Source organism: Rhizomicrobium electricum, assembly GCF_011762045.1.
GTDB lineage: Bacteria > Pseudomonadota > Alphaproteobacteria > Micropepsales > Micropepsaceae > Rhizomicrobium > Rhizomicrobium electricum.
The window spans coordinates 115096-140954 of record NZ_JAASQS010000007.1; the positions used below are offsets into that span (position 1 = coordinate 115096).

The 25859-nt window shown below is 63.8% G+C and carries 24 protein-coding genes; 10 read left to right on the forward strand and 14 right to left on the reverse strand.

Annotation, left to right across the window (positions count from 1 at the left end; genetic code table 11):
- Positions 1-60: 60 nt before the first annotated feature.
- Entirely contained in the window at positions 61-2250 is a 2190-nt protein-coding gene (locus tag FHS84_RS14805) for a M20/M25/M40 family metallo-hydrolase (protein ID WP_166935675.1), read from the forward strand.
- Here the strand turns inward: FHS84_RS14805 and FHS84_RS14810 are convergent.
- The 4 genes from FHS84_RS14810 to FHS84_RS14825 form a co-directional block, all read right to left on the reverse strand.
- Positions 2247-2918, reverse strand: coding sequence for a dienelactone hydrolase family protein (locus tag FHS84_RS14810; protein ID WP_166935677.1), 672 nt, complete (start codon positions 2916-2918; stop codon positions 2247-2249). The genes FHS84_RS14805 and FHS84_RS14810 overlap by 4 nt on opposite strands.
- A 148-nt stretch (positions 2919-3066) precedes the next feature.
- Positions 3067-4164, reverse strand: a complete 1098-nt coding sequence (gene ychF, locus FHS84_RS14815; RefSeq protein WP_166935679.1) for a redox-regulated ATPase YchF — start codon at positions 4162-4164, stop codon at positions 3067-3069.
- Entirely contained in the window at positions 4164-4802 is a 639-nt protein-coding gene (gene pth, locus FHS84_RS14820; RefSeq protein ID WP_166935681.1) for an aminoacyl-tRNA hydrolase, read from the reverse strand. Before pth ends, ychF begins: the two co-directional genes overlap by 1 nt.
- 75 nt (positions 4803-4877) lie before the next feature.
- Entirely contained in the window at positions 4878-5633 is a 756-nt protein-coding gene (locus tag FHS84_RS14825) for a 50S ribosomal protein L25/general stress protein Ctc (RefSeq protein WP_166935683.1), read from the reverse strand.
- A gap of 186 nt (positions 5634-5819) precedes the next feature.
- On the opposite strand from FHS84_RS14825, the gene FHS84_RS14830 reads away from it, so the two are divergent.
- A complete protein-coding gene (locus tag FHS84_RS14830) occupies positions 5820-7313 on the forward strand; it encodes a tetratricopeptide repeat protein (protein WP_166935685.1) in 1494 nt (497 codons plus the stop codon).
- A gap of 1 nt (position 7314) precedes the next feature.
- Here FHS84_RS14830 and FHS84_RS14835 read toward each other — a convergent pair whose 3' ends face one another.
- Positions 7315-8367 carry an AI-2E family transporter gene (locus FHS84_RS14835; RefSeq protein WP_243851113.1) on the reverse strand — a complete coding sequence of 351 codons (1053 nt, stop codon included), beginning with the start codon at positions 8365-8367 and terminating at the stop codon, positions 7315-7317.
- Positions 8368-8562: 195 nt separating this feature from the next.
- Here FHS84_RS14835 and FHS84_RS14840 point away from each other — a divergent pair, with 195 nt between their 5' ends.
- Both FHS84_RS14840 and FHS84_RS14845 read left to right on the forward strand, forming a co-directional pair.
- Positions 8563-10821 carry a nitric-oxide reductase large subunit gene (locus FHS84_RS14840; RefSeq protein WP_166935689.1) on the forward strand — a complete coding sequence of 753 codons (2259 nt, stop codon included), beginning with the start codon at positions 8563-8565 and terminating at the stop codon, positions 10819-10821.
- Complete coding sequence (locus FHS84_RS14845; RefSeq protein ID WP_166935691.1) at positions 10822-11220, forward strand: SirB2 family protein; 399 nt, start codon at positions 10822-10824, stop codon at positions 11218-11220. It abuts the gene before it with no gap.
- Here FHS84_RS14845 and FHS84_RS14850 read toward each other — a convergent pair.
- The gene (locus tag FHS84_RS14850; protein WP_166935693.1) at positions 11210-12040 is read right to left on the reverse strand and encodes a class I SAM-dependent methyltransferase; all 831 of its coding nucleotides are present in this window, start codon (positions 12038-12040) and stop codon (positions 11210-11212) included. The genes FHS84_RS14845 and FHS84_RS14850 overlap by 11 nt on opposite strands.
- A 155-nt stretch (positions 12041-12195) precedes the next feature.
- On the opposite strand from FHS84_RS14850, the gene FHS84_RS14855 reads away from it, so the two are divergent.
- Entirely contained in the window at positions 12196-13161 is a 966-nt protein-coding gene (locus tag FHS84_RS14855) for an alpha/beta hydrolase (protein WP_166935695.1), read from the forward strand.
- Here the strand turns inward: FHS84_RS14855 and FHS84_RS14860 are convergent.
- Positions 13145-13522, reverse strand: coding sequence for a winged helix-turn-helix transcriptional regulator (locus FHS84_RS14860; RefSeq protein ID WP_166935697.1), 378 nt, complete (start codon positions 13520-13522; stop codon positions 13145-13147). The two genes, FHS84_RS14855 and FHS84_RS14860, sit on opposite strands and share 17 nt — an antisense overlap.
- 106 nt (positions 13523-13628) lie before the next feature.
- Here FHS84_RS14860 and FHS84_RS14865 point away from each other — a divergent pair, with 106 nt between their 5' ends.
- Both FHS84_RS14865 and FHS84_RS14870 read left to right on the forward strand, forming a co-directional pair.
- Positions 13629-14468 carry an SDR family oxidoreductase gene (locus tag FHS84_RS14865; protein ID WP_166935699.1) on the forward strand — a complete coding sequence of 280 codons (840 nt, stop codon included), beginning with the start codon at positions 13629-13631 and terminating at the stop codon, positions 14466-14468.
- A gap of 96 nt (positions 14469-14564) precedes the next feature.
- Positions 14565-14972 (forward strand): hypothetical protein, encoded by a 408-nt coding sequence (locus FHS84_RS14870; protein ID WP_166935701.1) that lies wholly within the window; start codon positions 14565-14567, stop codon positions 14970-14972.
- A gap of 49 nt (positions 14973-15021) precedes the next feature.
- On the opposite strand, the gene FHS84_RS14875 is transcribed toward FHS84_RS14870, so the two are convergent.
- The 4 genes from FHS84_RS14875 to lgt form a co-directional block, all read right to left on the reverse strand.
- Positions 15022-15957, reverse strand: a complete 936-nt coding sequence (locus FHS84_RS14875; RefSeq protein WP_166936007.1) for a ribose-phosphate diphosphokinase — start codon at positions 15955-15957, stop codon at positions 15022-15024.
- Positions 15958-16187: 230 nt separating this feature from the next.
- The gene (gene pgeF / locus FHS84_RS14880) at positions 16188-16958 is read right to left on the reverse strand and encodes a peptidoglycan editing factor PgeF (RefSeq protein ID WP_166935703.1); all 771 of its coding nucleotides are present in this window, start codon (positions 16956-16958) and stop codon (positions 16188-16190) included.
- Positions 16958-18046, reverse strand: coding sequence for a class I SAM-dependent methyltransferase (locus FHS84_RS14885; RefSeq protein WP_166935705.1), 1089 nt, complete (start codon positions 18044-18046; stop codon positions 16958-16960). The genes pgeF and FHS84_RS14885 overlap by 1 nt, the downstream gene beginning before the upstream one ends.
- On the reverse strand, positions 18043-19005 hold the full coding sequence (lgt, locus tag FHS84_RS14890; RefSeq protein ID WP_166935707.1) for a prolipoprotein diacylglyceryl transferase: 963 nt from the start codon (positions 19003-19005) through the stop codon (positions 18043-18045). Before lgt ends, FHS84_RS14885 begins: the two co-directional genes overlap by 4 nt.
- A gap of 109 nt (positions 19006-19114) precedes the next feature.
- On the opposite strand from lgt, the gene FHS84_RS14895 reads away from it, so the two are divergent.
- The 3 genes from FHS84_RS14895 to proC all read left to right on the forward strand — a co-directional run bounded on the left by FHS84_RS14895 (position 19115) and on the right by proC (position 20913).
- Positions 19115-19363: an accessory factor UbiK family protein gene (locus FHS84_RS14895; protein WP_166935709.1), complete on the forward strand. Its 249-nt coding sequence runs from the start codon at positions 19115-19117 to the stop codon at positions 19361-19363.
- A 161-nt stretch (positions 19364-19524) separates the two neighbouring features.
- Entirely contained in the window at positions 19525-20028 is a 504-nt protein-coding gene (locus FHS84_RS14900) for a type III secretion system chaperone family protein (protein ID WP_166935711.1), read from the forward strand.
- An 84-nt stretch (positions 20029-20112) separates the two neighbouring features.
- Positions 20113-20913, forward strand: coding sequence for a pyrroline-5-carboxylate reductase (gene proC / locus FHS84_RS14905; protein ID WP_166935713.1), 801 nt, complete (start codon positions 20113-20115; stop codon positions 20911-20913).
- Positions 20914-20954: 41 nt separating this feature from the next.
- Here proC and FHS84_RS14910 read toward each other — a convergent pair whose 3' ends face one another.
- The 3 genes from FHS84_RS14910 to FHS84_RS14920 form a co-directional block, all read right to left on the reverse strand.
- Complete coding sequence (locus FHS84_RS14910) at positions 20955-24161, reverse strand: TonB-dependent receptor (RefSeq protein ID WP_166935715.1); 3207 nt, start codon at positions 24159-24161, stop codon at positions 20955-20957.
- A 74-nt stretch (positions 24162-24235) separates the two neighbouring features.
- Positions 24236-25180: a FecR family protein gene (locus tag FHS84_RS14915; RefSeq protein ID WP_166935717.1), complete on the reverse strand. Its 945-nt coding sequence runs from the start codon at positions 25178-25180 to the stop codon at positions 24236-24238.
- A 1-nt stretch (position 25181) separates the two neighbouring features.
- The gene (locus FHS84_RS14920) at positions 25182-25667 is read right to left on the reverse strand and encodes an RNA polymerase sigma factor (RefSeq protein ID WP_166935719.1); all 486 of its coding nucleotides are present in this window, start codon (positions 25665-25667) and stop codon (positions 25182-25184) included.
- Positions 25668-25859 lie beyond the last annotated feature (192 nt).

Here is a 25859-nt window from a genome sequence, read left to right on the forward strand (position 1 = left end):
CCGTTTTGACGAAGCCGTTGACGGTGCTAGCTTCGCGTCGGATGCGACGCGGGGGCGGTGATGCGTACCGGGTATATCGTTTTGGCTTTGGCGCTGGTTCTGGCTGTGTGGCGGAGCCAGACGCCCACGCCGGCCGCCGTCAATGCGCCGGCGAGCGAGTTTTCCGCCGCGCGCGCCTTCACCGACATCAACGCCATCGCGCAAGCTCCGCATCCGGTCGGCAGCGCCGAGCATGAGCGGGTCCGGGCCTATCTCGCCGCGCGGATGACGGCGCTCGGCCTGTCGCCGCGGTTGCAGTCGGCGCGTTCGACCCAGCGTTTCGGCAACCGCATCGTCTCCGCTCCGGTCACCAACATCATCGGCACGCTCAAGGGCAAGGATTCGACCAAGCCTGCGGTCCTGGTGATGAGCCATTACGACAGTGCGCCGGATTCGCCGGGCGCCGGCGACGACAGTGCCGGGGTCGCCGCGGCGCTCGAAATCGCCCGTGCCATGAAGGCGTCGGGCGTGCCGGACCGCGACGTGATCTTCCTCGTCACCGATGGCGAGGAACTAGGCTTGATGGGCGCGGCCGCGTTTTTCCATCAGGATCCGCTCGCCGCGCATGTCGGCGCCGTGATCAATTTCGAAACCCGCGGCGATTCCGGTCTTGCCGCCATGTTCGAGACCGGCCCCAAGAATGCCGATGCGGTGGCGATGTATGCGGCGCAGGCGCCGCGCCCGTCGGCCAATTCGCTGTCGCGCGTGATCTACAAGAACATGCCGAACGGCACCGATCTTTCCATCGCGCTCGAAAAAGGTCTGCCGGGGCTGAACTTCGCCTTCATCGGCGACGAAGCGGCGTATCACACCCCGCTGGCCACGCCCGCTCATCTCGATCTCGGCAGTGTGCAGCACATGGGCGATCAGGCCTTGGGCGCCGCCCGTGCCTTTGCCGTCCGTCTTCCGGTGCAGGCGTCCGACGCGGTGTATTCCGACGTGCTGGGCTTCTTCTTCATCCAGTATCCCTTGTGGTTCGGCTGGGTGGTGCTGGCGTTGGCCGCCGTGCTGACGCTTTACGGCATCCGGGCCGCCGGCAAGGTGGCGCCGCCGTCCTGGGGTGGCGGGATCATTGCGGCCGTGCTTGTGATTGTCGTGCCGGCTGCGGCGCTGGTCGGCGCCGGTCTGACCTTCGGCGGCCTCAATCATTTCCTGCGCCTGGCGCATTTCGATTTCCTGCTGGCGGGTGCGGGCGCCTTGGCGGTCGGGCTGGCGCTGGCGGTGGCGGTGCCGTTCCTGCAGCGTCCGATCCGTCCGGCGGCACTGTGGCAGGTTCTGCTGCTGCTGCTTTTGGTCTTGGGCACGCTGGCCCAGGCGCTGGTTCCGGAAGCCGCCTTCATGCTGGTGTGGCCGGTTCTGATCGGCGGCGCGATGGCGAGTGTGCGCTTCGGGATCGCTCGCGGCCGCGGCGGTGCCATTTCGCAAGGCGTTTGCGTAGGTCTGGCGCTGGTGCATCTGGCGATGACGGCTGCCGCCGCGATCGCCTTGTTCACGGCGCTCGGTGTCGATTTGCCGGTCGTGCTGATGATGCCGCTCCTCACCGGCTTGCCGATCCTCTTGCTGCTGCCGACCGCCAAGCCGCAACGTTCGCTGCCGCTCGTGATCGTTGTCGCCGGTGTTGCGCTGTTCGCTTACGGCCGCTTCGCTGCGCCGAAGCCGGCCCATCCCGCGCCGACGCAGGTGCGCTACGTCAAGGATCTCGATACCGGCAAAGCCTATCGCGTGGCCTATGCCGGAACGCTCGATCCGTGGGCCCAGAAGGCTCTGGGCGAGGCCCGCAATGCGCCGCTGCCGTGGGCGGGCGGGCGCACCGTGTGGTGGGCTCCCGCCGACGCCGCCAACGTGCCCGATACCGACGTGGTGCTGTTGCGCGACGGCGGCCGCTTGCGGATCGCGGTGCAGCCGCGCCCCGGTGCGTTGTCCGTCGCCGTGACCGTGAAGAGCGAGATACCCTTGGCCGCCTCCACGTTCGATGGCCTCAAACTCGCGTCCGGCACGCGGCAGGAATTCGATATCCATGCGCCCGGCAAGGACGGTTTTTCATGGGCCGTCGACGCGCCGAAAAGCGGCAAGGTGGAGGTCGTGGTCACGACCCGTTATCCCGAGTGGCCCGCGGGTGCGACCCCGCTGCCGGCGCTGCCCAAAGAACGCATGGCGTTCGCCGGCCATGGCTGGACCGAAACGGTCAAGCAACGCACCTGGACGCCCTAAGCCCCGTGCGCGCGGAAGAAGTCGAGCGTGCGGTCGCGCGCGAGGCGCGCCGCTTCGGGATGGTGATGCGTCGGGCGTGACGAATTGAATCCGTGGCCGGCGTCGTAGAGATGGATTTCCACCTCCGGTCGCGCGCGCTTCAGGTGATCGACGCGGTCGAGCGGGATGGACGTATCGAGCCGGCCGAAGTGGCAGACCACCGGGCATTGCGGCACCTCCTCGGCCACGTCGGGGGCCAGCTTGCCGTAATAGCTCGAAACCGCGGAGAGTTCGTCCGAGCGGCAGGCGAGCGCCCAGGCCACCGATCCGCCGTAGCAATAGCCCACCGCATAGACGAGGCCGTTTTTCTTCAGCGCGTGAACGCAGGCTTTTGCGTCGGCAACGGACAGATCGAACGGATGGCGCTTGTAGGCGAGATCGACGCCTTTCTGCATCTCGTCGGCGCTGGCGATGAAGCCGGGTTCCTCGCGATCGAACAGCGACGGCGCCAGCACTTCGTAGCCTTCGCTGCAGAAGGAATCGGCGGTGTCCTTGATATGCTCGGTGAGGCCGAAAATTTCCTGGATCAGAACGAGGCCGCCGCGGCGCACGCCGTACGGCTCGACGTGATAGACGCCGACGCTGGCGCCGTCCGCCATCGTCATTTCGATCATCTTGCCTTTGCACATCGCGCGCCATCCCGGTCCACCGCTATAGCTTCGGCGAGGACCGGAACGGCGTCAATCAGGCGGGCGCTGGCTGCAAGCATGTTGTGCTTGCCAACAAACACGCTGCCCCGAAACGGAACGCTGACAGATTCTCAGGGGAGGCGACTGCCTAATTGTTGAACCGGAAGTGCATCACGTCGCCGTCCTGGACGACGTAGTCCTTGCCTTCGAGGCGGAATTTTCCGGCTTCGCGGGCACCGGCTTCGCCGCCCCCGGCGACGTAATCGGCATAGGCGATGGTTTCGGCGCGGATGAATCCGGCTTCGAAATCGGTGTGGATGACGCCCGCCGCCTGCGGCGCGCGCGAACCCCTGGTGACCGTCCAGGCCTTCGATTCCTTGGGACCGGCGGTGAAGAAGGTAATGAGCCCCAACAGATCGTAGCCGGCGCGGATCAGCCGGTTGAGGCCGGGTTCTTCGAGCCCGAGCGCGCTCAGGAATTCGGTGCGTTCCTCGGCGGCGAGTTGGGCCACTTCCTCTTCGATCCTGCACGAAATCACGATGGCACCGGCGCCCTGGCGCTTGGCCATTGCGGCCACGGCCTCGGAGAATTTGTTGCCGGTCGCGGCCGAACCTTCGTCGACATTGCAGGCATAGAGCACCGGCTTGCCGGTCAGAAGTTGCAACTGGCGGAACGGTTCTTTTTCTTCCGGCGTCAGTTCGACATTGCGGGCCGGCTTGCCGTCGCGCAGAAGGGTCACCGCCTTCATCATCAGTGCCAGCTGTTCCTTGGCTTCCTTCTCGCCGGAGTTGGCTTTCTTCTCGAGCGGCTTGATGCGCTTTTCGAGACTGTCGAGATCGGCCAGCATCAGTTCGGTCTCGACGGTGTCGGCGTCGCTCACCGGATCGATGCGGTTCTCGACATGGGTGATGTCGCCGTCTTCGAAGCAGCGCAGCACATGCACGATGGCATCGACTTCGCGGATGTTGGCGAGGAACTGGTTGCCGAGGCCTTCACCCTTGGAGGCGCCGCGCACCAGACCGGCGATGTCGACGAAAGTGATCCGCGTCGGCACGATCTGGGCCGAGTTGGCGATCTTGGCCAGCGTATCGAGCCGCGCATCCGGCACCGCCACGTCGCCGACATTCGGCTCGATGGTGCAGAAGGGATAATTGGCCGCCTGGGCCGCCGCCGTCTGCGTCAGGGCGTTGAAGAGGGTCGACTTGCCGACATTGGGCAGTCCGACGATGCCGCACTTGAAACCCATCAGGCTGTCTCCGGCTTTCCTCCCGGCCCTTTGGGCGCGGGCTTCGGTTTATGGTCTTGCGGTTTGAGGATCACGCCGACCCGGTTCATGAATCCGATCATGTCTTGGGTCGCGAAATGCGGTGCGGCTTCGGCGACGGCCCCGAGCATCGGGACGAGCCAATCCTCGTCGGCTTTGGAAAAATTCGCCAGCACATGGCCGACCACTTCGCGCTGGCCGCCGGGATGACCGACGCCGATGCGCACGCGATGGTAATCGGGGCCGAGGGTGGCGGTGATCGACCTGAGGCCGTTGTGTCCGGCATCGCCGCCGCCGGTCTTGGCCTTCAGCTTGCCGGCCGCCAGATCGATCTCGTCATGGATGACGACGAGGGCCGATGGCGCCAGCTTGAGGAAGCGCGCCGCCGCGCCGACCGATGCGCCGCTCTCGTTCATGTAGGTCATCGGCTTCAAGAGGTAGGTCTTGCGCCGGCCGAGTTTGCCTTCCGCGATCTGGCCCTGGAATTTGGAGCGCCACGGTCCGAAGCCGTACTCGGCATGGATGGTGTCGACGGCCATGAACCCGACATTGTGCCGGTTGCGGGCGTATTGCGTGCCCGGATTGCCCAGTCCGGCGACGAGAAGCGGGGTATCGGCCATCGGCCACAAGTCCCAAAAATGCGAAAGGCGCGGCAGCACCTTGCGGTACTCCGCGCCCCGCAAATCCCGAAAGGATTACTTCTTTTCCGGAGCCTTGGCAGCCGGGGCCTTGGCGCCAGCGGCCGGGGCCTTGGCACCTGCAGCCGGAGCGGCACCCGCCGCCGGGGCAGCACCAGCGGCCGGAGCAGCAGCGGCTTCGGCAGCCGGAGCGGAAGCCGCGGCGGCAGCGGCAGCGGCCGCGGCGCGGGCTTCTTCGATCACGTGCGTCGGGGCGACGATCGAAGCCAGCGTGATGTCCTTGTCCTTGATCACCGTGTGGGCGCCTTCCGGCAGCGACACATGGGAAACGTGCAGCGAATCGCGGATGTCCATCTCGGACACGTCGCAATCGATGTAGTCCGGAATGTGCTCGGCCGGGCAAACCAGCTCAAGGGTATGGCTGACGACGTTGAGCACGCCGCCGCGCTTCAGGCCGGGCGACTTTTCCTGGCCGTGGAAACGGACCGGGACGGCGATGCGGATGGTGGCGCCTTCGGGCAGACGCATGAAATCGACGTGGATCGGACGGTCGGTGACCGGATCCAGCTGCAGATCGCGCGGAATGACGCGGGTGACCTTGCCGCCGTCTTCTTTGAGACGCAGCAGGGTGGTCAGGAAGGCGCCCTTTTCCAGGGTCAGCTCGAGCGCGTGGCGATCGAGTGCGACGTTTTCGGGCTCCTCGTTGCCGCCATAGACGACAGCCGGGATCAGGCCTTTTTGACGGGTCTGGTAGTTGGGGCCTTTGCCGGTGCCTTGACGCGGCTGAACCGAGAGTTCCTGAATTTCGCGCATATCGGTAAGTCCTTGATTGTACAGCAATTCGCGCGGGAGCCCTAGGTTCTCGCGGCCGCGAAGGGCTGGCTTGTAGCGGAAGGAAGGCGCAAAGGCAACGGCCGCGGCGTCTCGCCCCTGACATGGTACTTTCGGGCGCACCCCGTCAGGGCGCATGCTGCGGGTTCACAGCCGGGGGGCACAAGTATGTGGCGTGCGGGTTTGGCGTTTTTGGTTCTGGCGTCCGGAGCCGCGTTCGGCAGTGCGTCGGGCAATCTCGACGAGGAATTGGGCCTTCTGCAGAGCGGTATCAACCGCGCCCAGGCCAATGACTGCGCCGGCGCCGTACCGCCTCTCAAACAGGCGGTGGATGCGCCCGCGTTCAGCCAGTTGAATGATCGCCAGCAGTACATCGGGGTCCGCATTCTGGCGGTCTGCGCCTTCAGCACGCGCGACAACCCGACGGCGCTCAAGATGTCGCGCATCGCGACGGCCAGCAATTTCGCCGACAAGACCGATTGGTATTTCCGCACGCTGGCGTCCTGGGTCTCCGAGGATAAGGACGACGCCAGCCGGTCGCTCGAACGCTTGGTCACGTGGCCCGACCAGATTTCATTCCTCCAGGTCAGCACGCTCTATTCGATCCTGAACGGCAGCCAGGGCACGCCCGAAGGCGACGCCCGCAACGCCAGGATCGTCAAGGCGCTATATGATGCCAAATGGCGTCCGACGGACGAACCGGAAGACAGTGCCGACGGCCTGTGGCAGCGCCATGCCCGTTATCTTCTGAAAGCCGGCAAGGTCGCCGAGGCGCGCAAGGTGGTGGCCTCGATCACCTGGGCCGGCTTTGTCGTCGATGCGCGGTCCGAAAAGCTGTTCGATCCGCTCGTTGCCGCCGATCCGGCCCGCTACGACATTCGCAAAGCCCATGAAGCGGCGGTGGTGCGCCTCAAGGCGCGCGTGGCGGCGACTCCCGACAAGATCAAGCCGGTGGTGGAGTTGACCTACACGTTTTATCAGCTCGACCGTCCCGAGGAAGGTCTGGCGCTGATCGACGAGAAGCTCGCTGCGATCAAAGCCGGCAAGAAATTCGCCGACCAGGACGAGGAGCTCAATTGGCTCTACGACCGGCGTGCCATGCTGCTCACGGAACTGGGGCGCACCGACGAGGCGATTGCTGCGTTCAAGGCCGGATCGCAGTTCGGCGAAGGTGGCGCCAACGTCAGCCAGACCATCAATCTCGCCGATACCTATTACAGCCTCGGCCGGCCGGCGGAGGCGATCAAGGTTCTCGCGAATTTCGATCCCAAGAACGCCAGTCCGTTCGGCGCCATGGCGGCGCAAGAGGCGCGGGTCTGTGCCTATGCCCAGCTGGGCGACAAACCGGCGCTCGCCAAATCTCTGGAATTTGTCCAGGCCCATGCCGGCGATGCGCCCGGCATAGCGATGCAGGCTCTCTTGTGCGCCGGCGAGGAAAACGAAGCCGCCGCGCTGACGCTCAAATTCCTCGGCGATGAAAAGCACCGCAATGACATGCTGGAACGGCTGCATACCAGTGTCGAGCCGGCCAAGGGCGTGGACATGCCGTTCGCCAAGCTGTTGCGCGAGCGGCGGCTGGCTCTCGCCAAGCGTCCGGAGATCGTCGCGGCGGCCGAAACCTTCGGCCATATCCTCGACCTGCCGCTGGTGACCGCTTGGTAGTTCAGCGCTTGCGGTCTTCGAGCACGTCCTCGATGTAGAGTTTCTGCACCAGGACCCAGACCGCGACCGACAAGGGCGTCGCCAGGATGGCGCCCCAGATGCCGAACAGCGGCGCGAACACCAGGATGGCGAGGAGGTTGAAGATCGCCGGCAGCGACACCGCCCAGCGCTGCAACAGCGGCTGGCTGACATAGGCCTCGATGGTCAACACCACGAGATAGACCATGGCGGCGTAGAGCGCGAGGATCGGCTTGACGCTGAAGGCGAGCAAGAGGCCCGGAATGGTGGCGATCGCCGGCCCGATATAGGGCACGAACACTGCCGCGCCCGACAGCACCGCCAGCGCGAACGGCAGCGGCACGCCGATGGCCCACATGCCGATGAAGGTCATCACGCCCAGAAGCACCATGTCGAGCGTCATGCCGAACAACCAGTTCTTGAGCGCCAGGCCGATGGCGTCGAGCACCTGATGGACCCGCATGCGTTTGCGCGGCGGGATCAGGCGCATCATGCCGTTGACGTAGAGTTGCGGGTCGGCGGCGAAATAGATGCCGACCACGATCATCAACAGCGCTTCGCCGAGGCCGCCGAGGACGCCGCCCGCCCAGGGCAGGGCCGCCATCAGGCGTTCAGCCGGATTGCCGCCGGTGTGGAGCGCTCCCAGGATCTGGCGCCCGAGCAGGGATCCGTTGAGCCAGGTCTGGGCGGTCTCCAGGGTCTGCGGCAGCCGGTCGGCGAGCGACGAGAACTGGTGCCCCGCCATGGCGCCGAAGAAATAGAAGAAGGCGATGGCGACGGCGGTGAGGTTGAGCACCGTGTGCAGCAGCGCCATGCGGTCGGAGATGCGTAAGAGCCGTCCCCAGGGCCCGGCGAGATTGCGCAAGGCGACCGCCACCACGATGCCGCCGAAGGTCAGGATCAGGACCAGCGACACCTGCCACAAGACCAGCATCATGCCGATCACGAAGGCGGCGATCAGGACGCGGCGCAGGAACTGGCCGTCGGCCGAGGGTGGATGCGGGATGCTCCCGCGGGGCGCTTCGAAGTCGTCCATGGAACTCACCGATTCGCTCCCGAAGATACACGTTTTTTGCGACACGGCCGCGCCGTTTCTGGAGGCGGCGCCGTCCGGGCGGCGGCAGACCCGACGAATTGTCAGGGGCGGGTGCAATTGCAGCAAAATGAAGTACGCGTTATGCATATTTAATCGTCGCCGGAGCAACCGGCGCGCAACACGGGAGAGACGGGCATGGACAGTCCCAGGAAATTGTGGACGTGGTTGATCGCGCTGCTGGCCGCATCGTTTGCGGTGCTGCTATGGGTCGGCCGCGACATCGGCATGAACGCGCCGCCGGTTCCCGAACGCGTCGTCTCCGACAGCGGCGAAGTGCTCTACACCCGTGCGGATATCGATCGCGGCCGCGAGGTCTGGCAATCGATGGGCGGCATGGAACTCGGCTCGATCTGGGGGCACGGCGCCTATGTGGCGCCCGACTGGTCGGCCGACGGTCTGCACCGCGAAGTCGTCGCCGTGCTTGACGGCTGGGCCAAGGCGGAGGGTGCCGCCTCCTATGCCGCGCTCGACGAGGAACATCAGCAGGCGCTGCAAGGCCGCCTGCGCGCCCAGATCCGCCGCAACACCTACGATCCCGCCACCGCCACGGTCACGGTGCCGCAATGGCGCGCGAGCGCGATGAAAACCGTGGCCGCCCATTACGAAAGCCTGTTCGGCGACGATCCGGCGACGGAAGTGCTGCGCGAGCACTATGCCATGAAGGACAACACGGTGGCGCAAGCGGAGGATCGCCGCCAGATGGCCGCCTTCTTCTGGTGGACGAGCTGGGCCGCGGTGACCGAGCGCCCCGGTTCCAACCTGACCTATACCAACAACTGGCCGAGCGAGCCCTTGGTCGGCAACCGTCCGCCCGCCACGACCTTCCTGTGGTCGGCGTTTTCGGTGACCTTCCTGCTCGCCGGCATCGCGCTGCTCGGCTGGTATCACGCCCGCACCCATGCGCACGATTCCGAACCCCTGCCGGTGCCCGCCGCCGATCCCTTGCGCAGCGTCGTCATCACGCCGTCGATGCGCGCCACGGCGAAATATTTCTGGGTCGTGCTGGCGCTGTTCCTGACCCAGATCCTGCTCGGCGCCATCACCGCCCATTATCAGGTCGAAGGCCAGCTCGTGTACGGCTACAAGATGGCCAACCTGCTGCCGTATTCGATCACCCGCACCTGGCACACCCAGCTTGCCGTGCTGTGGATCGCCACCGCGTGGCTCGGCACCGGCCTTTACATTGCCCCGGCGATTTCCGGACACGAACCGCGGTTCCAGCGCCTGGGAGTCAATTTCCTTTGGGTCTGCCTTCTCGTTATCGTGGTCGGCGCCTTTGCCGGACAATGGCTGGCGGTGATGCAGAAGATGGGGCTCGAGCTCAACTTCTGGTTCGGCCATCAGGGCTACGAATACGTCGATCTCGGCCGCTTCTGGCAGTGGTTTCTGTTCGTCGGATTGATGCTGTGGCTGCTCCTGGTCGGACGCGCACTGTGGCCGGCCTTGATGCGCAAGTCCGAGAGCCGTTCGATCACCGGCCTGTTCTTCCTCTCCGCGGTGGCGATCGGCTTGTTCTATGCCGCCGGCCTGATGTGGGGCCGTCACACCGCTCTCTCCATCGTCGAGTACTGGCGCTGGTGGGTGGTGCATCTGTGGGTCGAAGGCTTCTTCGAAGTGTTCGCCACCGCGGTGATCGCTTTCCTGTTCACGCGTCTCGGACTGCTCGAAGTGAAGAAGGCGACCGTCGCCGTCCTGTTCTCGACCATCATCTTCATGGCCGGCGGCGTTCTCGGCACGCTGCACCATCTCTATTTCGCCGGCACGCCGGCACCGGTTCTGGCCTTGGGCGCCTCGTTCTCGGCGCTCGAAGTGGTGCCGCTCGCCTATATCGGCTTCGAGGCGTACGACCAGTGGCGGCTGGCGGGAGCGACGCCGTGGATGCGCCGCTATCGCTGGCCGGTGATGTTCTTCCTGGCGGTGTCGTTCTGGAACATGGTCGGCGCCGGCCTGTTCGGCTTCCTCATCAACCCGCCGCTGTCGCTTTACTACATGCAGGGCCTCAACCTCACGCCACTGCACGGCCACACCGCGCTGTTCGGCGTCTACGGCATGCTCGGCGTCGGCCTCGTTCTTTTCTGCCTCCGGGGCATGATGCCGGAGCTGGTGTGGAACGAGAAATTCCTCAAGGCCTCGTTCTGGTGCTTCAACATCGGCCTCGCTTTGATGGCGGTGTGCACGCTGTTGCCGCTCGGCACCTTGCAGCTTCTCGCCGCCATCAATCACGGCTACTGGTACGCGCGGTCGGAATTGTTCATGCAGCAGCCTTTTGTGCCGCTGCTGATCTGGATGCGCGTGCCCGGAGATGTCATCTTCAGCCTGGGCGCCATTGCGCTGGCCTTGTTCGTCGCCGGTCTGTGGGTCCGCCCGAAGCGCGAAACCGGACGCGAGGACTAGTTGGAAGCCTATTACGCCGAAATCCGTCTGGTTCATCTCGGTGCCGTTCTGATGAGCGGCACCCTTTTCTTCCTGCGCGGTTTTGCCGTGACGGTGTTCAAGGCGGCGTGGCCGCACTGGGCGCCGGTGCGCTACCTCACCTACACCGTCGACACCATTCTTCTCACCGCCGCGCTGATGCTGACGACGGTGGTGCATCAGTATCCCTTCATCGACGCTTGGCTGACGATGAAGGTCGTGCTCTTGGTGGTCTATGTCGGGCTCGGCACTTACGCCCTCAAGCGCGGCAAGACGCAAAACATCCGCCTCGGCGCCTTCCTCGCGGCGCTGGCGGTGTTCGCCTTCATCGCCAGCGTGGCGCGGGCCCACAATCCGCTGGGTATCTTCTCTACGCTGTAGTCGCGTAGACGATGCCACTGCGGCGCGGAGCGGTGAGGTCGCTGCGCGGTGGTGTGAAATATTCCGCGGTCGCCCGTTCGGGGGTGAGGAATTCCTGGTTCACGAAGCCATGTTGCGTCAGCTTGGCCGCCATCGCTTCCGGCGTGAAGTCGCTGACATAGGATTCGCCCAGCGAAGCCACCAAATCGCGCATCGCCTTATCGCCCTGGCCTCGGTCCGGTTGCTTGAAGGTCAGCGACACCGACGGGTGGTCCGAGGCGTGTGCCATGGCGTCGAGCGAGGCATCGATTTCCGCTTCGGTCAGATACATGGTGACGCCGAGCCAGGAGAAGAACACCTTTTCGTGTCGTGCGATCTGTTGCCGTCCCAGAATGTCGGCGAGGGATTCGCGGGTGAAATCGGCGGCGGCGAAGGCGAGGTTTTGAGGCTCCGCCCATCCGGCCTTGGCGATCGCTTCGCGCTTCTTCGCTTGCGTTGCCGGATGATCGATTTCGAGGATGCGCAAACCCTTCGCCCAATCGGGCTGGCGTAATGCAAAGGTATCGAGTCCGGCGCCCACCAGCACATAGCGGTCGGCTTCGGCTTGCCGCAGCCGGTCTTCGGTGAAGCGCGAGCGCAGGCAAACGTGCGACCGGAGGCCCCGCCCGTATAAGGTTTGATGCCGCGCGATATGGGCGCGGATCATCGCTTCGGCATCGGGGCCGAGCAGCGCCAGCGCGAGCGGGTCTTCGAACAGGAGCGGCGGGGTGTCGAGAATCTGATGCGCCGCGCGCATAAGAGCGACGCCGAGTGCCGTCTTCGAAGCTTCCTGTTCGAGCATGATACGTCCCGTGCTGGTGTGCTCCATCCTATCGCCATCGGAACGCGCCGCCGCAACACATATCTCTGAACGGCTGGCGTGGATCCTCGTGCGCGGAGCCGGTGTCTGCGCTATTCTCGGCACAAGCACGGCATTCTCTGAACCGGGGGGCGGCAATGAAGGTTTCGGTCTTTGCTCTTTGTGCGTTGATTGCATTGGCTGGCAACGCGGCGGCGGAGATTTGGCAACCGTCCGAGCCGCAAATCCCGCTCTGGCCCGAAAAACTCGCCATCGGCAATCCGCAGGTGCAGGGCGCGGAGACCCTGTACCGGAAAAGCAAGCTGGTCGCCGGCCGTCCTTACGCCGCCATCGTCGATGTCTCGCGGCCGACCATGACGATTTTTCCGGCCAAAGGACGCAATACCGGCGCGGCGCTTCTGGTCTTTCCCGGCGGCGGCTACGGCGCGCTGGCGATCGATATCGAAGGTACGGAAGTCTGCGATTGGGCAACCTCCATCGGCATCACCTGTGCCGTCCTGAAATACCGCGTCCCGCAGGAGCGGCACTTTGCCGACTGCAAGTGCGAGCGCCAGCTGGAGCCCTTCATGGCGTTGCAGGATGCCGAGCGCGCCATGGGCCTGTTGCGCCAGCGCGCGGCGAGCCTCGGAATCGATCCGCACAAGATCGGCGTCGTCGGGTTTTCGGCAGGCGGCCATCTGGTGACGGCGATCAGCAACGCGACGGGCCGCAATTATGCGGCGGTGGACGCCGCCGATAAGGAAAGCGCGCGGCCGGACTTTGCCATTGCGCTCTATCCCGGCCATCTGTGGGGCGGCGAACGGACGGCCCCGTTCGATCCAAACGACCTCAAGCTGATGTCGTTCGATCAAGTGGTAAGTAGCGCGCCGCCGACTCTCATCGTCCAGGCCGAAGACGATCCCATGGACGATGTCCGCAATGCGATTACCTATTTCCTGGCGCTGAAGCAGGCCAAAGTGCCGGTCGAGATTCACCTCTTTTTGCACGGCGGTCACGCGTTCGGCCTGAGGCCCACCGCAATGCCGGTCACGCACTGGCCGGCGCTGGCCGAACAATGGCTGCGCTCGATCGGAATTCTCTCGCCCGCTACCCCGCCTTCTTGAGCGGCCAGTGTTTGGCGATGCGGGGCAGGCTTTCTTCGATCCAATCGGCGAGGGCCGCGACTTTTTCCGCCGCCTCGCGGCCCAGCGGCGTCAGCCGGTAATCGACGTGCGGCGGTACTTCGTGGTGATCGGTGCGCAGCACCATGCCGTCGGTTTCCAGGCCTTGCAGGGTTTCGGCCAGCATGCGCTCGCTGACGCCGCCGATCTTCTTGCGCAGGGCGCTGAAACGATGGGTGCCGGATTGCAGCACGATCAGAACCAGAACGCCCCAGCGGCTGGTCAGATGTTTCAAGACCGCGCGCGAGGGACATTCCTCGGCCATCAGATCGCCGCGCTTGAGTTTCGCCGTTAACGTTGTCATGGCCGTCCGTCCGGAATCTCGAAGCTTACATTTTTGTTGGTACTTACTTTCCGTAATTGTGCCCCTTATATAGCCGGTCGACTTCAGAGAACAAGGAGCTTCGACCATGACCATTGCCGTGACCGGCGCGACCGGCCATCTCGGCCGTTTGGTGATTTCCGCCCTCAAGAAACATGCAGCCGTCGTTGCGCTCGCCCGCGATCCCGCCAAGGGTGCCGATCTCGGCGTTGCGGTGCGCCGTTTCGATTACGATACGCCGGAAACGCTGCCGGAGGCGCTCGCCGGCATCGACAAACTGCTTCTGATTTCCGGCAACGAACTCGGCAAACGCGCGACCCAGCATCGCGCCGTGATCGCGGCCGCCAAAAAAGCGGGCGTTGAGCTGATCGCCTATACGAGTCTGTTGCGGGCCGATACCACGCCGTTGGACCTCGGCCCCGAACATGCCGCCACCGAAACGGCGTTGAAGGCATCGGGCGTGCCGTTCGTGATTTTGCGCAACGGCTGGTACACCGAGAACTACACCGCCTCGATTCCGGTCGCGCTCAAGAACGGGGCCTTTATCGGCAGCGCGCGCGACGGACGGATCGCATCGGCTGCCCGTGCCGATTACGCCGAGGCTGCCGTCGTCGTGTTGACCGGCGAAGGCCATGCGGGCCGCACGTATGAATTGGCGGGCGACACCGCCTATACGCTCGCTGAACTGGCCGCCGAACTGTCGCGGCAGAGCGGCAAGACCATTCCCTATTCCGATCTTCCTCCGGCCGAATTCGCCAAGGCTCTGGAAGGCGCCGGTCTGCCGCCGGTGTGGGCCGAAGCCTACGCCTCGATGGACGTCGCCGCAGCGAAGGGTGCCCTGTTCGACGATGGCCATGTGCTGTCGCGGTTGATCGGCCGTCCGACGACGCCGCTTGGCGACACGATCCGGCAAATCCTGGCTGTTTGATTACGAATGCCGTTTTTCTGCGAGTGCGTCGCGGTTCGCTTTACACACCGGCAGCGAATACCCACATAGAAAATGAGTCTGTTCGTTTGATGCAGCATGACCGCGTTCGCACTCGCCGAAACCCAGGTTCCGTCGCTTCTGATCGAAGCGATGCGCCGCCGCGCGCGCCGTCGGCCCGCAGGAACGCGCGGATTCGATGATGAACGCCGCCGGATAGGGGAGGGGGTACCCCCTCCCCCCGTCCATACCGCGCATAACAATTATGTTGCCGAATCGGCCGCAGGCTCGGCCAAGACCGCACCGGCCGGGCGCCCGAACAAGGTTGGGGCGCCATTTGGCAATCGTAATGCGTTCAAGCCGGAACGGGCGGAAGCGAAGGCATTGCTGAAGAATGTGCGGCTCCACATCGCCCGCATGAAAGCTGCGATTGCCGCTGCCGAAGCGGTTTTGGCGGCGCGCAGAACACTGCCGCCGCGGCGGATCACCTGCCTCATTTATGAATGACGGCGTCACGCGGCGTATCTGTGCCCGCGTCCGCATCAAGGCGAAAGCGTCAGTCGAACAGGCTGGAGACGCTCGATTCCTGGCTGATGCGGTTCATGGCTTCGCCGATCAAGGGCGCGATCGAAATGCGCCGGATGTTCGGGCACTTCATCACGTCGGGCGTCGGGCCGATCGAATCGGTCACCACCATCGATTTCAGAGCCGAACCCTGGATGCGCGCTACCGCGCCGCCCGACAGAACCCCGTGGGTGGCATAGGCGAACACTTCCTTGGCCCCGGCCTTCACCAGCGCTTCGGCGGCATTGCAGATGGTGCCGGCGGAATCGACGATGTCGTCGATCAGGATGCAGGAGCGTCCCGACGGATTGCCGATGATGTTCATCACTTCCGACACGCCGGCGCGTTCGCGGCGTTTGTCGACGATGGCAAGATCGCAGCCGAGACGTTTGGCCAGCGCACGGGCGCGGACCACGCCGCCGACGTCCGGCGAGACCACCATCAGGTGATCGCCCTGGCCGAGTGCGTCCTTCACGTCCTTCACGATCACCGGCATCGCGAACAGGTTGTCGGTCGGGATGTCGAAGAAGCCCTGGATCTGGCCGGCGTGGAGATCGACCGTGAGGACGCGGGATGCGCCCGCTTCGGTGATCAGGTTCGCCACCAGCTTGGCCGAGATCGGCGTGCGGGGACCGGCTTTGCGGTCCTGCCGGGCATAACCGAAATACGGCAGCACCGCCGTGATGCGTCGGGCCGAAGACCGCTTCAGCGCGTCGATGATGATCAAAAGTTCCATCAGGTTGTCGTTGGCGGGAAAGCTCGTCGATTGGATGACGAACATGTCCTCGCCGCGGACGTTTTCCTGGATTTCGACGAAGATCTCCATGTCTGCGAAGCGGCGCACGGCGGCTTTCGTCAGCGGGATCTTGAGATATTGCGAGATTGCGTCTGCCAGGGCGCGATTGGAATTGCCCGCGAGCAGTTTCATGCCGGAAGTCGAATTCGTGTCGACCATGGCCCCGCGCACCCCTTTTGTGACGTCGTGATGACCGGGCTTGTAGCAAGCGAGGGGGGGTGGGTAAACCCGATTCTGTGTCTCGCGCCGCAATCGCCGCAGGGATTTATGCGAGTGTTGCCGCGAATAGCGGTGGGAAGTCGTTTACGGCCGCTGAATCGGACTTCACAAATTGCACGAATCGCGTGCGTGCCCGATTCCCGTCACACTTCCTCTGTGAGCACGATGGCCGAAAGGTTGCGGCCGTAGTCCTTTTCGCCCCGGTGTGTGGCTCGGCGGAAGCTGAAAAAGCTTTGCGAGTCGGCATAGGTGTCGCAGCGGAGCGGGTGGATAACGCTAACACCGGCCGCGGCGAGGCGGCGCACCACATAGGATTCGAGCGCGAAGTGGTAATGGCCGTCGCGGGCGCCTGGCGTGAAGAAGGCGTCATTATCCGCCGCGGCATCCAGGAAGCGCGTCCGGAAGCCGGCATCCACTTCGTACGAGGTTTGCGCGATGCACGGTCCGATGGCGGCGGCGATGCGCGACCGCGTAGCGCCGAGGGTTTCCATGGCGGCGATGACGGCGTCGGTGACGCCGCCGATGGCGCCTTTCCATCCGGCATGGGCGGCGCCGATTACGCCGGCCTCGGCATCGGCCAGCAGCACCGGGGCGCAGTCGGCGGTGAGGATGCCGAGCGCGATATGCGGCACGTTGGTCGCCATGGCGTCGGCGTGCGGGCCGTCGCCGATGTCCCACGGCGCCGTGACGGTCACGGCGATGGCGCTATGGACCTGATAACAGGTGACGAGCGTCGCGCCGCCGAGGGCCTCCATCGCACGGCGCTGGTTCTCGATCACCGCGGCGCGGTCGTCGCCCGAGCCGGGCCCGCAATTGAGCCCGGCATAGAGGCCGGTCGACACGCCGCCCGGCCGGCCGAAGAAGCCGTGAGCAAGACGCGGGGCCTTCAGGTTCTCCGCCTTAAGGACCAGCATCAGCCGAACCCGAATCCCGGCGGCTTGGGGGCGCCTTGGGCGACCAGCACCAGCGCCTTGAAGAGGGCGCCCATCTCGGCCGGATTGACCAGCCGGTCGATGGCGATCGCGATGTCCCTTGCGTCGGTGGGGTTCGACTTGATCAGCCGCTCGCCGCGCTCGCCGATGCCGAGATCGGCCAGGAAGTTGCACTGGGTGGTGGGCCCGTACACCGCCGCACCGCCGGCTGCAGCCGCCCGCGCCAGGGCGAGGAAGTCGACGTGCGCCGACAGATCGCTGTCGCCCGGCTCGTTGAGCACGTCTGCGGGTTTGCCGTTGGCAACCGCCTGCAACGTGTCGCCGAAGCCGGCCGAATCGTAGCCATAGTCCATGATCAGAGCACCGCCGCCCTGCTTGGCGACGGCACGTCCGATCTCTTCCGCCAGGGCAAGTGCTGCCGGCGAGACCTCGTAAACGGCCCCATCCTTGGCGGTGCCGCGGCTCGGCGGCAGCAGCGTCGCGGAATTGGGGACGGGATCGGGATTGAGGGCGAAAGTGAGGGCGCCGTCCTTGTTTCCCACCATCCGCTCGCACCAGCCGCGTTCCGTTTTCACGTACTGATGCACCGGCAGGCAATCGAAGAACTCGTTGGCGATGAGATAAAGCGGCCGGTCGGTGAGAGCGTCGTCGAAGCGTTCGTGCCAGGCAATATCGGCGCTGGTCAGTTTCAGCTTCTCACGTTGCATGGTCATCAGCGCGGGGCTCGCTTCCACCAGCACGATCTCCGCCACGGCAAGGAACTCGGGTGCTGCTGCCGTAATGGCGCGCAGTGCGTCGGCCATCAATGTGCCGCGCCCCGGTCCCATCTCGATCAGGCGGGGATTGGCTGGACGGCCTTGGTCATACCAGGTCTGTGCGACCCACAAGCCCAGCATCTCGCCAAAGGTCTGGCTCACCTCGGGCGAGGTGATGAAATCCCGTCCGATCGTCTGGCGCGCGGTATAGGAACCGCCTTCGGCGTCGAACTGGCAGAGGTTCATGTACTGGGCGACCGAAATCGGGCCTTGGGACTCGATCCAACGGGCAATTTTGGTGGCGAGCGGATTCATGACGGCCTCCTGCCCCATTCGGGCTTTTTGTATGCGATCCAGATAAACAACGCCGCGGCCGCCCACATGGGTATCGAAAGCAGCATGCCCATGCTGAACCAGCCTGCGATCATAGACTCCGAGTCACGGAAGAATTCGGATGAGGCGCGCGCCAACCCGTATCCGGCGAAGAACAGTCCGGTGACGAGGCCGGGACGTTCGTGCAGATGAAACCGCCGGATCGCCCATTGCAGCGCCGCGAACAAGAGGATGCCTTCGGTGAAGGCTTCGATGAGCTGGCTCGGATAGCGCGGCTCCAGTCCAGCCGGGCAACCGCGATAGAGCGCGTACAGGTTGCGGCTGCAGAACACCATGCCGAGCGGCGAGTCGGTGACCTTGCCCCACAGCTCGCCGTTGATGAAATTGGCGATGCGGCCGAAGAACAGCCCGATGGGCGCAACCGAACAGGCGAGATCGCCGATCGCCAGGATGTTGAGTTTGCGGCGGCGGGCGAACAGAACCACCGCGAGCGCGACGCCGATCAGGCCGCCGTGGAACGACATACCCAGAAGGCGCGGCATGTAGATATGGAACGTCTGCCCGAACAGATGGAGCGAACTCGGTTCCCAATAGGCGAGGAGGTTGAGCGGATTGGTAAGGTAGGCCATCGGCAATCCGCCGCAGTCGCGTCCGCCGGGCCAGAAGCCGCAGTAGAAAATGCCGTAGAACAGGTCGTAGCCGAGCCGGCCGCCGATGACGACGCCGAGCGTGGCCCAGACGAACAGATCGCCGATGTCTTCGGCCGTGGCCGGTGGCTTGCCGTCGAAGGGCGCCCGCCGCCACAGCGACTTCTGCGCCAGCATTTTCACGATCAGCCACCAGGCGGAAAGCAGCCCGGCGATATAGGACAGGGCGTACCAGCGGACCGCGAACGGACCAAGCTGGATGGCGACCGGATTGAACTCGGGATAGTCTAGCATTGAGGTTACCACGCGCTGCTTCGCCTTGGTCTGTCAAGAAGGCTTCGGTGAAGCTCCCGTAACAGGGACGCACTAGCAGATATTAGAGTCGGAACAAGGACATATGCCGATGCAGAACGACAATCCCTTCCTCGACGGCCTTGCCAGGCTCTTCACCGATGCTGCCGGTGCGGCGCAAGGGGCAAAAAGCGAATTCGAATCCTTCTTGAAACAACGCTTCGAAAAGCTGATTGCCGACATGGATCTGGTCCGCCGCGACGAATTCGAAGCCGTCAAGGCGATGGCCGCCAAGGCGCGGGAGGAAAATGAAGCCCTGGCCCGCCGCCTCGAAGCGCTGGAGCGGCGCACGACTCCGTGATGTCGCGCCGCGGAGCCGCCGCTGAATCGGTGCCGCCCGAAAACTGTGAATAGCGGAATCCGTCCCATGACGGTTTGAGTCAGACTCTTGTGCTTGCGCAAAATGTTGTGGCAGCTTGGCCCGCAACTGCTTCGTTTTGCGTCGCGCCTGGAGTCTGGTTAATGACGGTCATCCACCAGGAACAATCCATCAGCCGGCCGCATCCGCTCGATCTTCTCGAGCGGACGGTGGAGGAGAACGGCTGGGCGTACGAGCGCGCCGGTGCCGACGAGCTCAATCTATCGGTGGCGGGACGCTGGTCGGACCATCATTTCAGCTTTACCTGGCGCGAAGATCTGGCCTCGCTGCATCTTTCGAGCGCGTTCGACATGCGCGTCAAAGGCGAAACCCGCCTCGTCGATATCGCCGCCCTGTTGATGTACATCAATGCCCGCCTGTGGATCGGCCATTTCGACCTGTGGCCCGAGGACGGCACCATTGTTTTCCGCCACGCGATGATCTTCCCCGAGGCGCACGCCTCGGCTTCGCAGATGGAATGCCTGCTCAATCTGGCGCTGGAGGCCTGCGAGCATTATTACCCGGCGTTCCAGTTCGTGCTCTGGGGCGGCAAGTCGGCCCAAGAGGCCGTGGCCGCTGCCATCCTGGAGTGCCAAGGCCAAGCCTAGCCGGCTCTAGAAGCGTGAATCGGAATCGATCAGAGTGTGCGATCCTCTTCCGTCTGAAGAGGACGATGATTCACGGAGGTTGATATGGGCACGCCAATTCTCATCGTCGGCGCGGGAAAAATGGGCACGGCCCTGATCCGCGGCTGGACACGGGTAGGCCTCGGTCCGATCACTGCCGTCGAGCCCAATCCGTCCGACGCGTTAAAGGAGACTTGCGTCAAGATCGTGCCGGCGCTGGACGCCGTACCGGTCGGCAAATGGCGCGCTGCCGTGGTGGCCCTGAAGCCGCATATCGTCCGCACCGAAGCTGCCAAGCTCGAAACGATCGCGAGCACCGGGACATTGATGATTTCCATCGCCGCCGGCACCGATACCGCATTGCTGCATCGTGCTTGGGGCGAAAACGCGTCCATCGTGCGCGTCATGCCGAACACGCCCGGTGCGATCGGCAAGGGTGTCTCTGGGCTGTACGCCGTCCCTGGCGTATCGGCGGCCGACCGCGAATTTGCTCAGACGCTAATTGCTTCCATCGGTCAGACGGTGTGGCTGGACGAGGAAACCATGATCGATGCGGTCACAGCCGTGTCGGGTTCGGGGCCCGCCTATATTTTCGCTGTTGTTGAGGCCCTGGCCAAAGCGGGCGAAGCGGCCGGGCTGCCGCCGGCGGTTGCGGCCCGTTTGGCACGGGCGACCGTGACCGGAGCGGGGGCCTTGCTCGAGGCCGACACACGCGATGTTGCTGCCCTGATCCGCGATGTCGCCACGCCGGGTGGCACCACGGAAGCGGCATTGAAGCATTTGCAGGCCGCCAACGGTTTGCCGGATGTGATCGCGCGGGCGGTCGCTGCCGCCAAGGCGCGGGCCGAGGAATTGGCACGCGGCTGACCCTCTGCGGAAAATGCGCCGCGGCGCATGTCCGGCGGAGCTCACATCCGGTAGTGCAAGCCGACAGTAATGCGGCGGCCGTAATCGACCACATCGAGGACTTGCTCGGCGAAGCGTCCGCGGGTCGAGTAGGTCGAATTGAGGACGTTCATCACCTCGCAATAGACGTCGATGTTGTCGCTCAGGGCATAGCTGGTCGACATATCGATATTCCAGCTCGTGTCGACAAAGGTGGGTTCGGCACCGAAAGCGGAATAGTTCTGCTGTTGTCCGAAATGATCGAGATAGCTGTCGCGCCAGTTGGCTGCGATGCGAATCTCAAATCCGCCCTTGTCGTAAAATGCGATCAGATTGGCGGAATCGGCCAATCCCGTCACTGCGAACCCGCTGGTGGTAAGGTCGTGCGGATCGTAGGGCTTGTTGGAACCGACCAGCGTGCCGTTGACTTGAAAGCCGAAGCCGGTGTCGCCGAACACGTGCTGCAACGCCACCTCTAGGCCGTAGACATGGGCGGTCGGTCCGTTGATGTAGGATGAGATCCGGAAGATCGCCGGCGCACCGGTTGTCGGGTCGATGACGTTGTTGATCGTCTGGGCTTTGGCGCTCGAGACGATGAAATTGGTCACGTTTTTGAAGAAGCTGTTGATCGAAATGTACGAATTCGGCGCGTAATACCAGTCCGTCGCGAGATCGACGTTATCCGATAGGTATGGCTCCAGGTCCGAATTGCCGCCGGTTGCCACCAGCGAGCCGACACGTTCGGACGCCGTCAGGTTCATGATCGGCGTGAGATAGTTCAGCGGCGGCCTCGTCAGCGTGCGCGAGGCGCTGAGCCGGACATCGACCGCATCACTGAGTTCCAGGGTAAGATCGATATTGGGTAGTATGTAATAATAACTCCGGTGATTGCTGACCGGCTTTTCGTAGTCGTAGGAGACCTGGAAGGCGGTGTGATCCGACGGCATTACCGAAAGCGCAGTAGGCAAGCGCTGGATGCCGTCGGAGGTGACGTCGGTGGACTCGGCGCGCAGGCCGGCGTGATATCGCAGCGACAGCCCTTTCACCGTGGATCTTCCGGTCACCACCAGATAGCCTGCGAAATTATCCTCATGGATGCGCTGATAGTTGGCCGGGTCGAACGCCAGCGAGAATTTGCCCCGATAGGCCGGGCTGCAGCAGCCCCAATTGAATCCCGGAATCGTCGTCGGCGTCACGGGATCGCCCAGGCTTTCGATGTGGCTGATCACCGCCACGGGATCAAAGCTGAGAATGCGCGCCGGCAAGGCGTCCGCCCCGTGCCAGCCCGAGATGAAATTCGCCGTCGAGAAGCTTGCGGTGAACAGGTTTGCTGGCAAAGAGACGCCGGCAGGAAGTCCGGCTGCGCCGCCTGTCGAATAGGTATTGTGGGAAGCGGGACCATAGCCGGAAAACGCCTGCCAATGGTTGTTGGCGAAATCCTGATAGTTCGCCAGCGTCATGTGATTGGAGAGGTGATGGAAACCGGCGGCGATCCGCAGCGGTTCGTCTTCCCAGCTCACTTCGAGTTTGGCCTGATTGACGAGATAGCGGTTGCGCTGGCCGATCATCACGACAACGTGCGACCCCAGCAGACTGGGATCGAGAAAGCGGTCCGCATCACCGTGCGGTCCATACGCCGTATAGTAAGGCAAAACGTGATTGCCGCCGGCCGCCACTGAAATGCCGATATCGCTGCCGTTGATGCCCGTCGGCGTCGAAGGGCCGTATCCGATATTGGCGCTGTACTCGCCGAGCTGTCCGCCCGGATTGAGCGACGACAGTGCGAGATCGACATCGGCGAGAATTGTGAAATGGTCGTCCGGCTGGATGCGCAGGTTGGCGCCGATATCGTAGCTCTGCAGCACCTGTTCGTTGATCTGCGCATCGAAATCGGTCGGCGTGTTGGGACGTACGAAACCGGTAATGGTGCCGTCCTTGGACGTCGTCACGTGCCGCATTTCGGAGGCGTTATTCCAGATGGCGTAGCCGTTCTGCCGTTCCTTGAGGTCGTTGCGCGTGAAGTTGGCGTTGACCGTCGCCTGCACCCGGTCCGATGGCTGCCACTGTAGAACGGCCAGTGCGTTCTCCCGCATCTGCCAGTTTCGGATCTGATAGACGCCGTAGTCCTGAATGTACCAAACCGGCCGCGATGTATCGGGGTTCGGCGTCGGGCCGCAGGTCTGGGTCGCTCCGGCGAACTGGCACGGATCGAGATAAGTGCCCTCCCAGCCCCACACCGAGGCTTCATTGCTGCGGCTCTTGGTTTCGGCATACGCCCCAGCCACAAGCACGCCGAAGCGTCCGCCGGCAAAGGTGTCGCTGATCAGCACGTTGCCGTTGGGCGTGAAGTGCCCAGTTTCCGGCGTGTAGGTGGTCGATGCCGAGGCCACAAGCCGACGGCCCGGCGTATCGAGCGGTTTGGGATAGATGACGTTGATGGTGGCGCCGATGGCACCGGCCGAAAGCGACGGATCGGGACTCTTGAGGATATCGACTTCCTGCACCAGGTCGGAATTGAGTGCGGAGAAGTCGAAGGCGCGATTGGAGACGCCGGACGGGATCTTCCGGCCTTCGAACAGGGTTTCGTTGAAGGTCGGCCCGAAGCCGCGCACGGTGATTTCGGTCGGCTCGCCGGTCGAGGAGTTGATGCCGCTGAGGCTGGTCACGGCACGATTGACCGTCACGCCGGGGACGCGCATCAGCGCGGTGGCGAGATTGGCGTCCGGAAAACGTCCCGTATCTTCGTGCGTTATGGCGTCGATCAGGCCGACTGCGCTGCGCTTGATGGAGAGATTGCGTTCCAGCGAGCCGCGGATGCCGGTCACGATGATGGTTTCGGGCTCGCGAACGGTAGCCGCCCGAGGTGTTTCAGGGAGGGCTTCCGGTGCTTCCGGCTCAGTCGGGCGAACGGCTGGAGCAAGCGGGCGGACGATGAGTCCGCCGATGCCGTCGGATACGACTTCTAGACCGGAGCCGGCGATGGCACTGGAGATCGCATCGATGGCAGACATCTTGCCGTTCACGGCAGCCGCGAGGCGGTCGCGCACGGTTTCGGGCGCGAACAGGACGTTCACCCCCGTTTGATGGGCGATATCCTTGAGCGATTGGGCCAGAGGCTCGGCGGGAACATGAACCTCGCCTGCGCAGGCGAGCGTTCCGCTGGCCGCCAACACCGCTGCCGTCGCCCAGTGTCCTAACCGACGAGGTCCCGGTGTTTTGCCCCCGACCATGTGCCCCCTCGAGACGGACTATCCGCCTGACCTGATTGAGGATCAGTGATGATCAGCATATGCCTCCCCTGCCGTCAGGTTCTATTTGCCGGAGCCGGATACGGCTCAAGCCTGACCTGATCTTTCTCGACTTCCAGTATGACCGGAAGCAGGCTGGCAATGGAATGGGCAAACGCCACATTATCGCCAACCCGATAGACGCCGCTGATCCGCAGTCTCGCTACGGTTGCATCGGTGACGGCCAATTTGACCACCGAATACCGGTTCATCTCCCGGATAGCGTCGGAGATGGCTTCATTGTCGAAGACCACCTGTCCGGTTTGCCAGGCCAGCAGAGGCGCCAGATTGGGCCGGTCGGTGCGGCTGCCATGTTCGCCGGCAATGAAGCGGTCCCCGGCGCGCAACGCATAGTTCTGCCCGGCGCCGTTGGCTGAGACCTCGGCCGCCCCCTGGGTCAGCACCACGCAAACCTCGTTTCCGTCGCGGCGAATGTCGAACGTGCAATGCCGCGCAGTCACCCTATCTGCCGCCGCATCGACTACGAATGGGCGCTTGTCATTCTCCTGCAGGTGGAAATTGCAGCGTCCGCGTTCCAGAGCCACGGTGCGGGTGGTGCTGTCGAAATGGGCGCGGATCTTGGTGTCTGCGTCCAGGAAAACCTGTGTCCCGTCTGGAAGAACAGCATGTTTCTGTTCGCCAATTCCCGTTTCGTACGTGCTGGCCGCCGCTTGCTGCCAGACGGCGACAAGAACGCCGGCAGCCGCCAGCGATCCTACTCCGGCCAGAACCGCGCGCCGGTGGGTACGCCGCGGCAGAGCAATCGGCTCATCCCAAGCCGCTCCTGCAGCTTCCCAGATTTCGGTGACCCTTTCGAACGCGATGGCATGCCGTGTGTCCCTGGCGAGCCAAGCCCGGAACGCCGTCTCGTCGTCGGCGCATTTGTCGTCGGCCCGGAGGCGGGCAAGCCACGCCGCCGCCTCAGCCCTGATTTCGGGGGAAATATCGGTTACCAACGCCATATCACCAATCTCGAGTCCATTCGGTCAAAAACAGCGCCGCTTTCGCAATGTGTTTTTCCACGGCGCTCTGGCTGATTCCGAGATGAATCGCGATCTCGCGGTATTTCATCCCTTGCAGCCGGTGCATCAAAAAAATCTCCCGCGTCCGCGGCGTCAGCCTGGCGAGGCCTTCCTTCACCCTAGCTAGACGTGCGCGGGCCGCGATTACCTCATCTTGCAATGGCGCGTCGTCAGGCCGCTGAACGTCCTGATTGAGGTCGTCCGGCGCCCACAGTCGCTCGTGCCGATGGATATCGATAGCAATATTACTCGCTGTCCGCAGGAGAAAGGCGCTCGGATTATCAACGGCATGACCGGCACGGTACTGCTCCAGGCGGATATAGGCGCTGTGCAGCAAATCTTCCGCGTCGCCGCGGCCGCGGGTGTGACGCATCACCAGCTTAAGCAGCTTGTTCCAATAAGCCCGGTCGGAAGGCTCCTCGGCCATTCTTTCCCCCTGATGGAGCTAACTATATCAGCGGTCCGTGCGGGCTCAGACGTCAAATTTCCACGATGGTAACGAATGGTATCAGGCGCAATCCTCGGACATATCGCGCGTTTTGGAGCGGCGCGTGCGATAAATCCCTGAAATGACGCGAGGGCGCAGCGAGCGCTCTCGCGTCGGTTTACCAACTTCCCC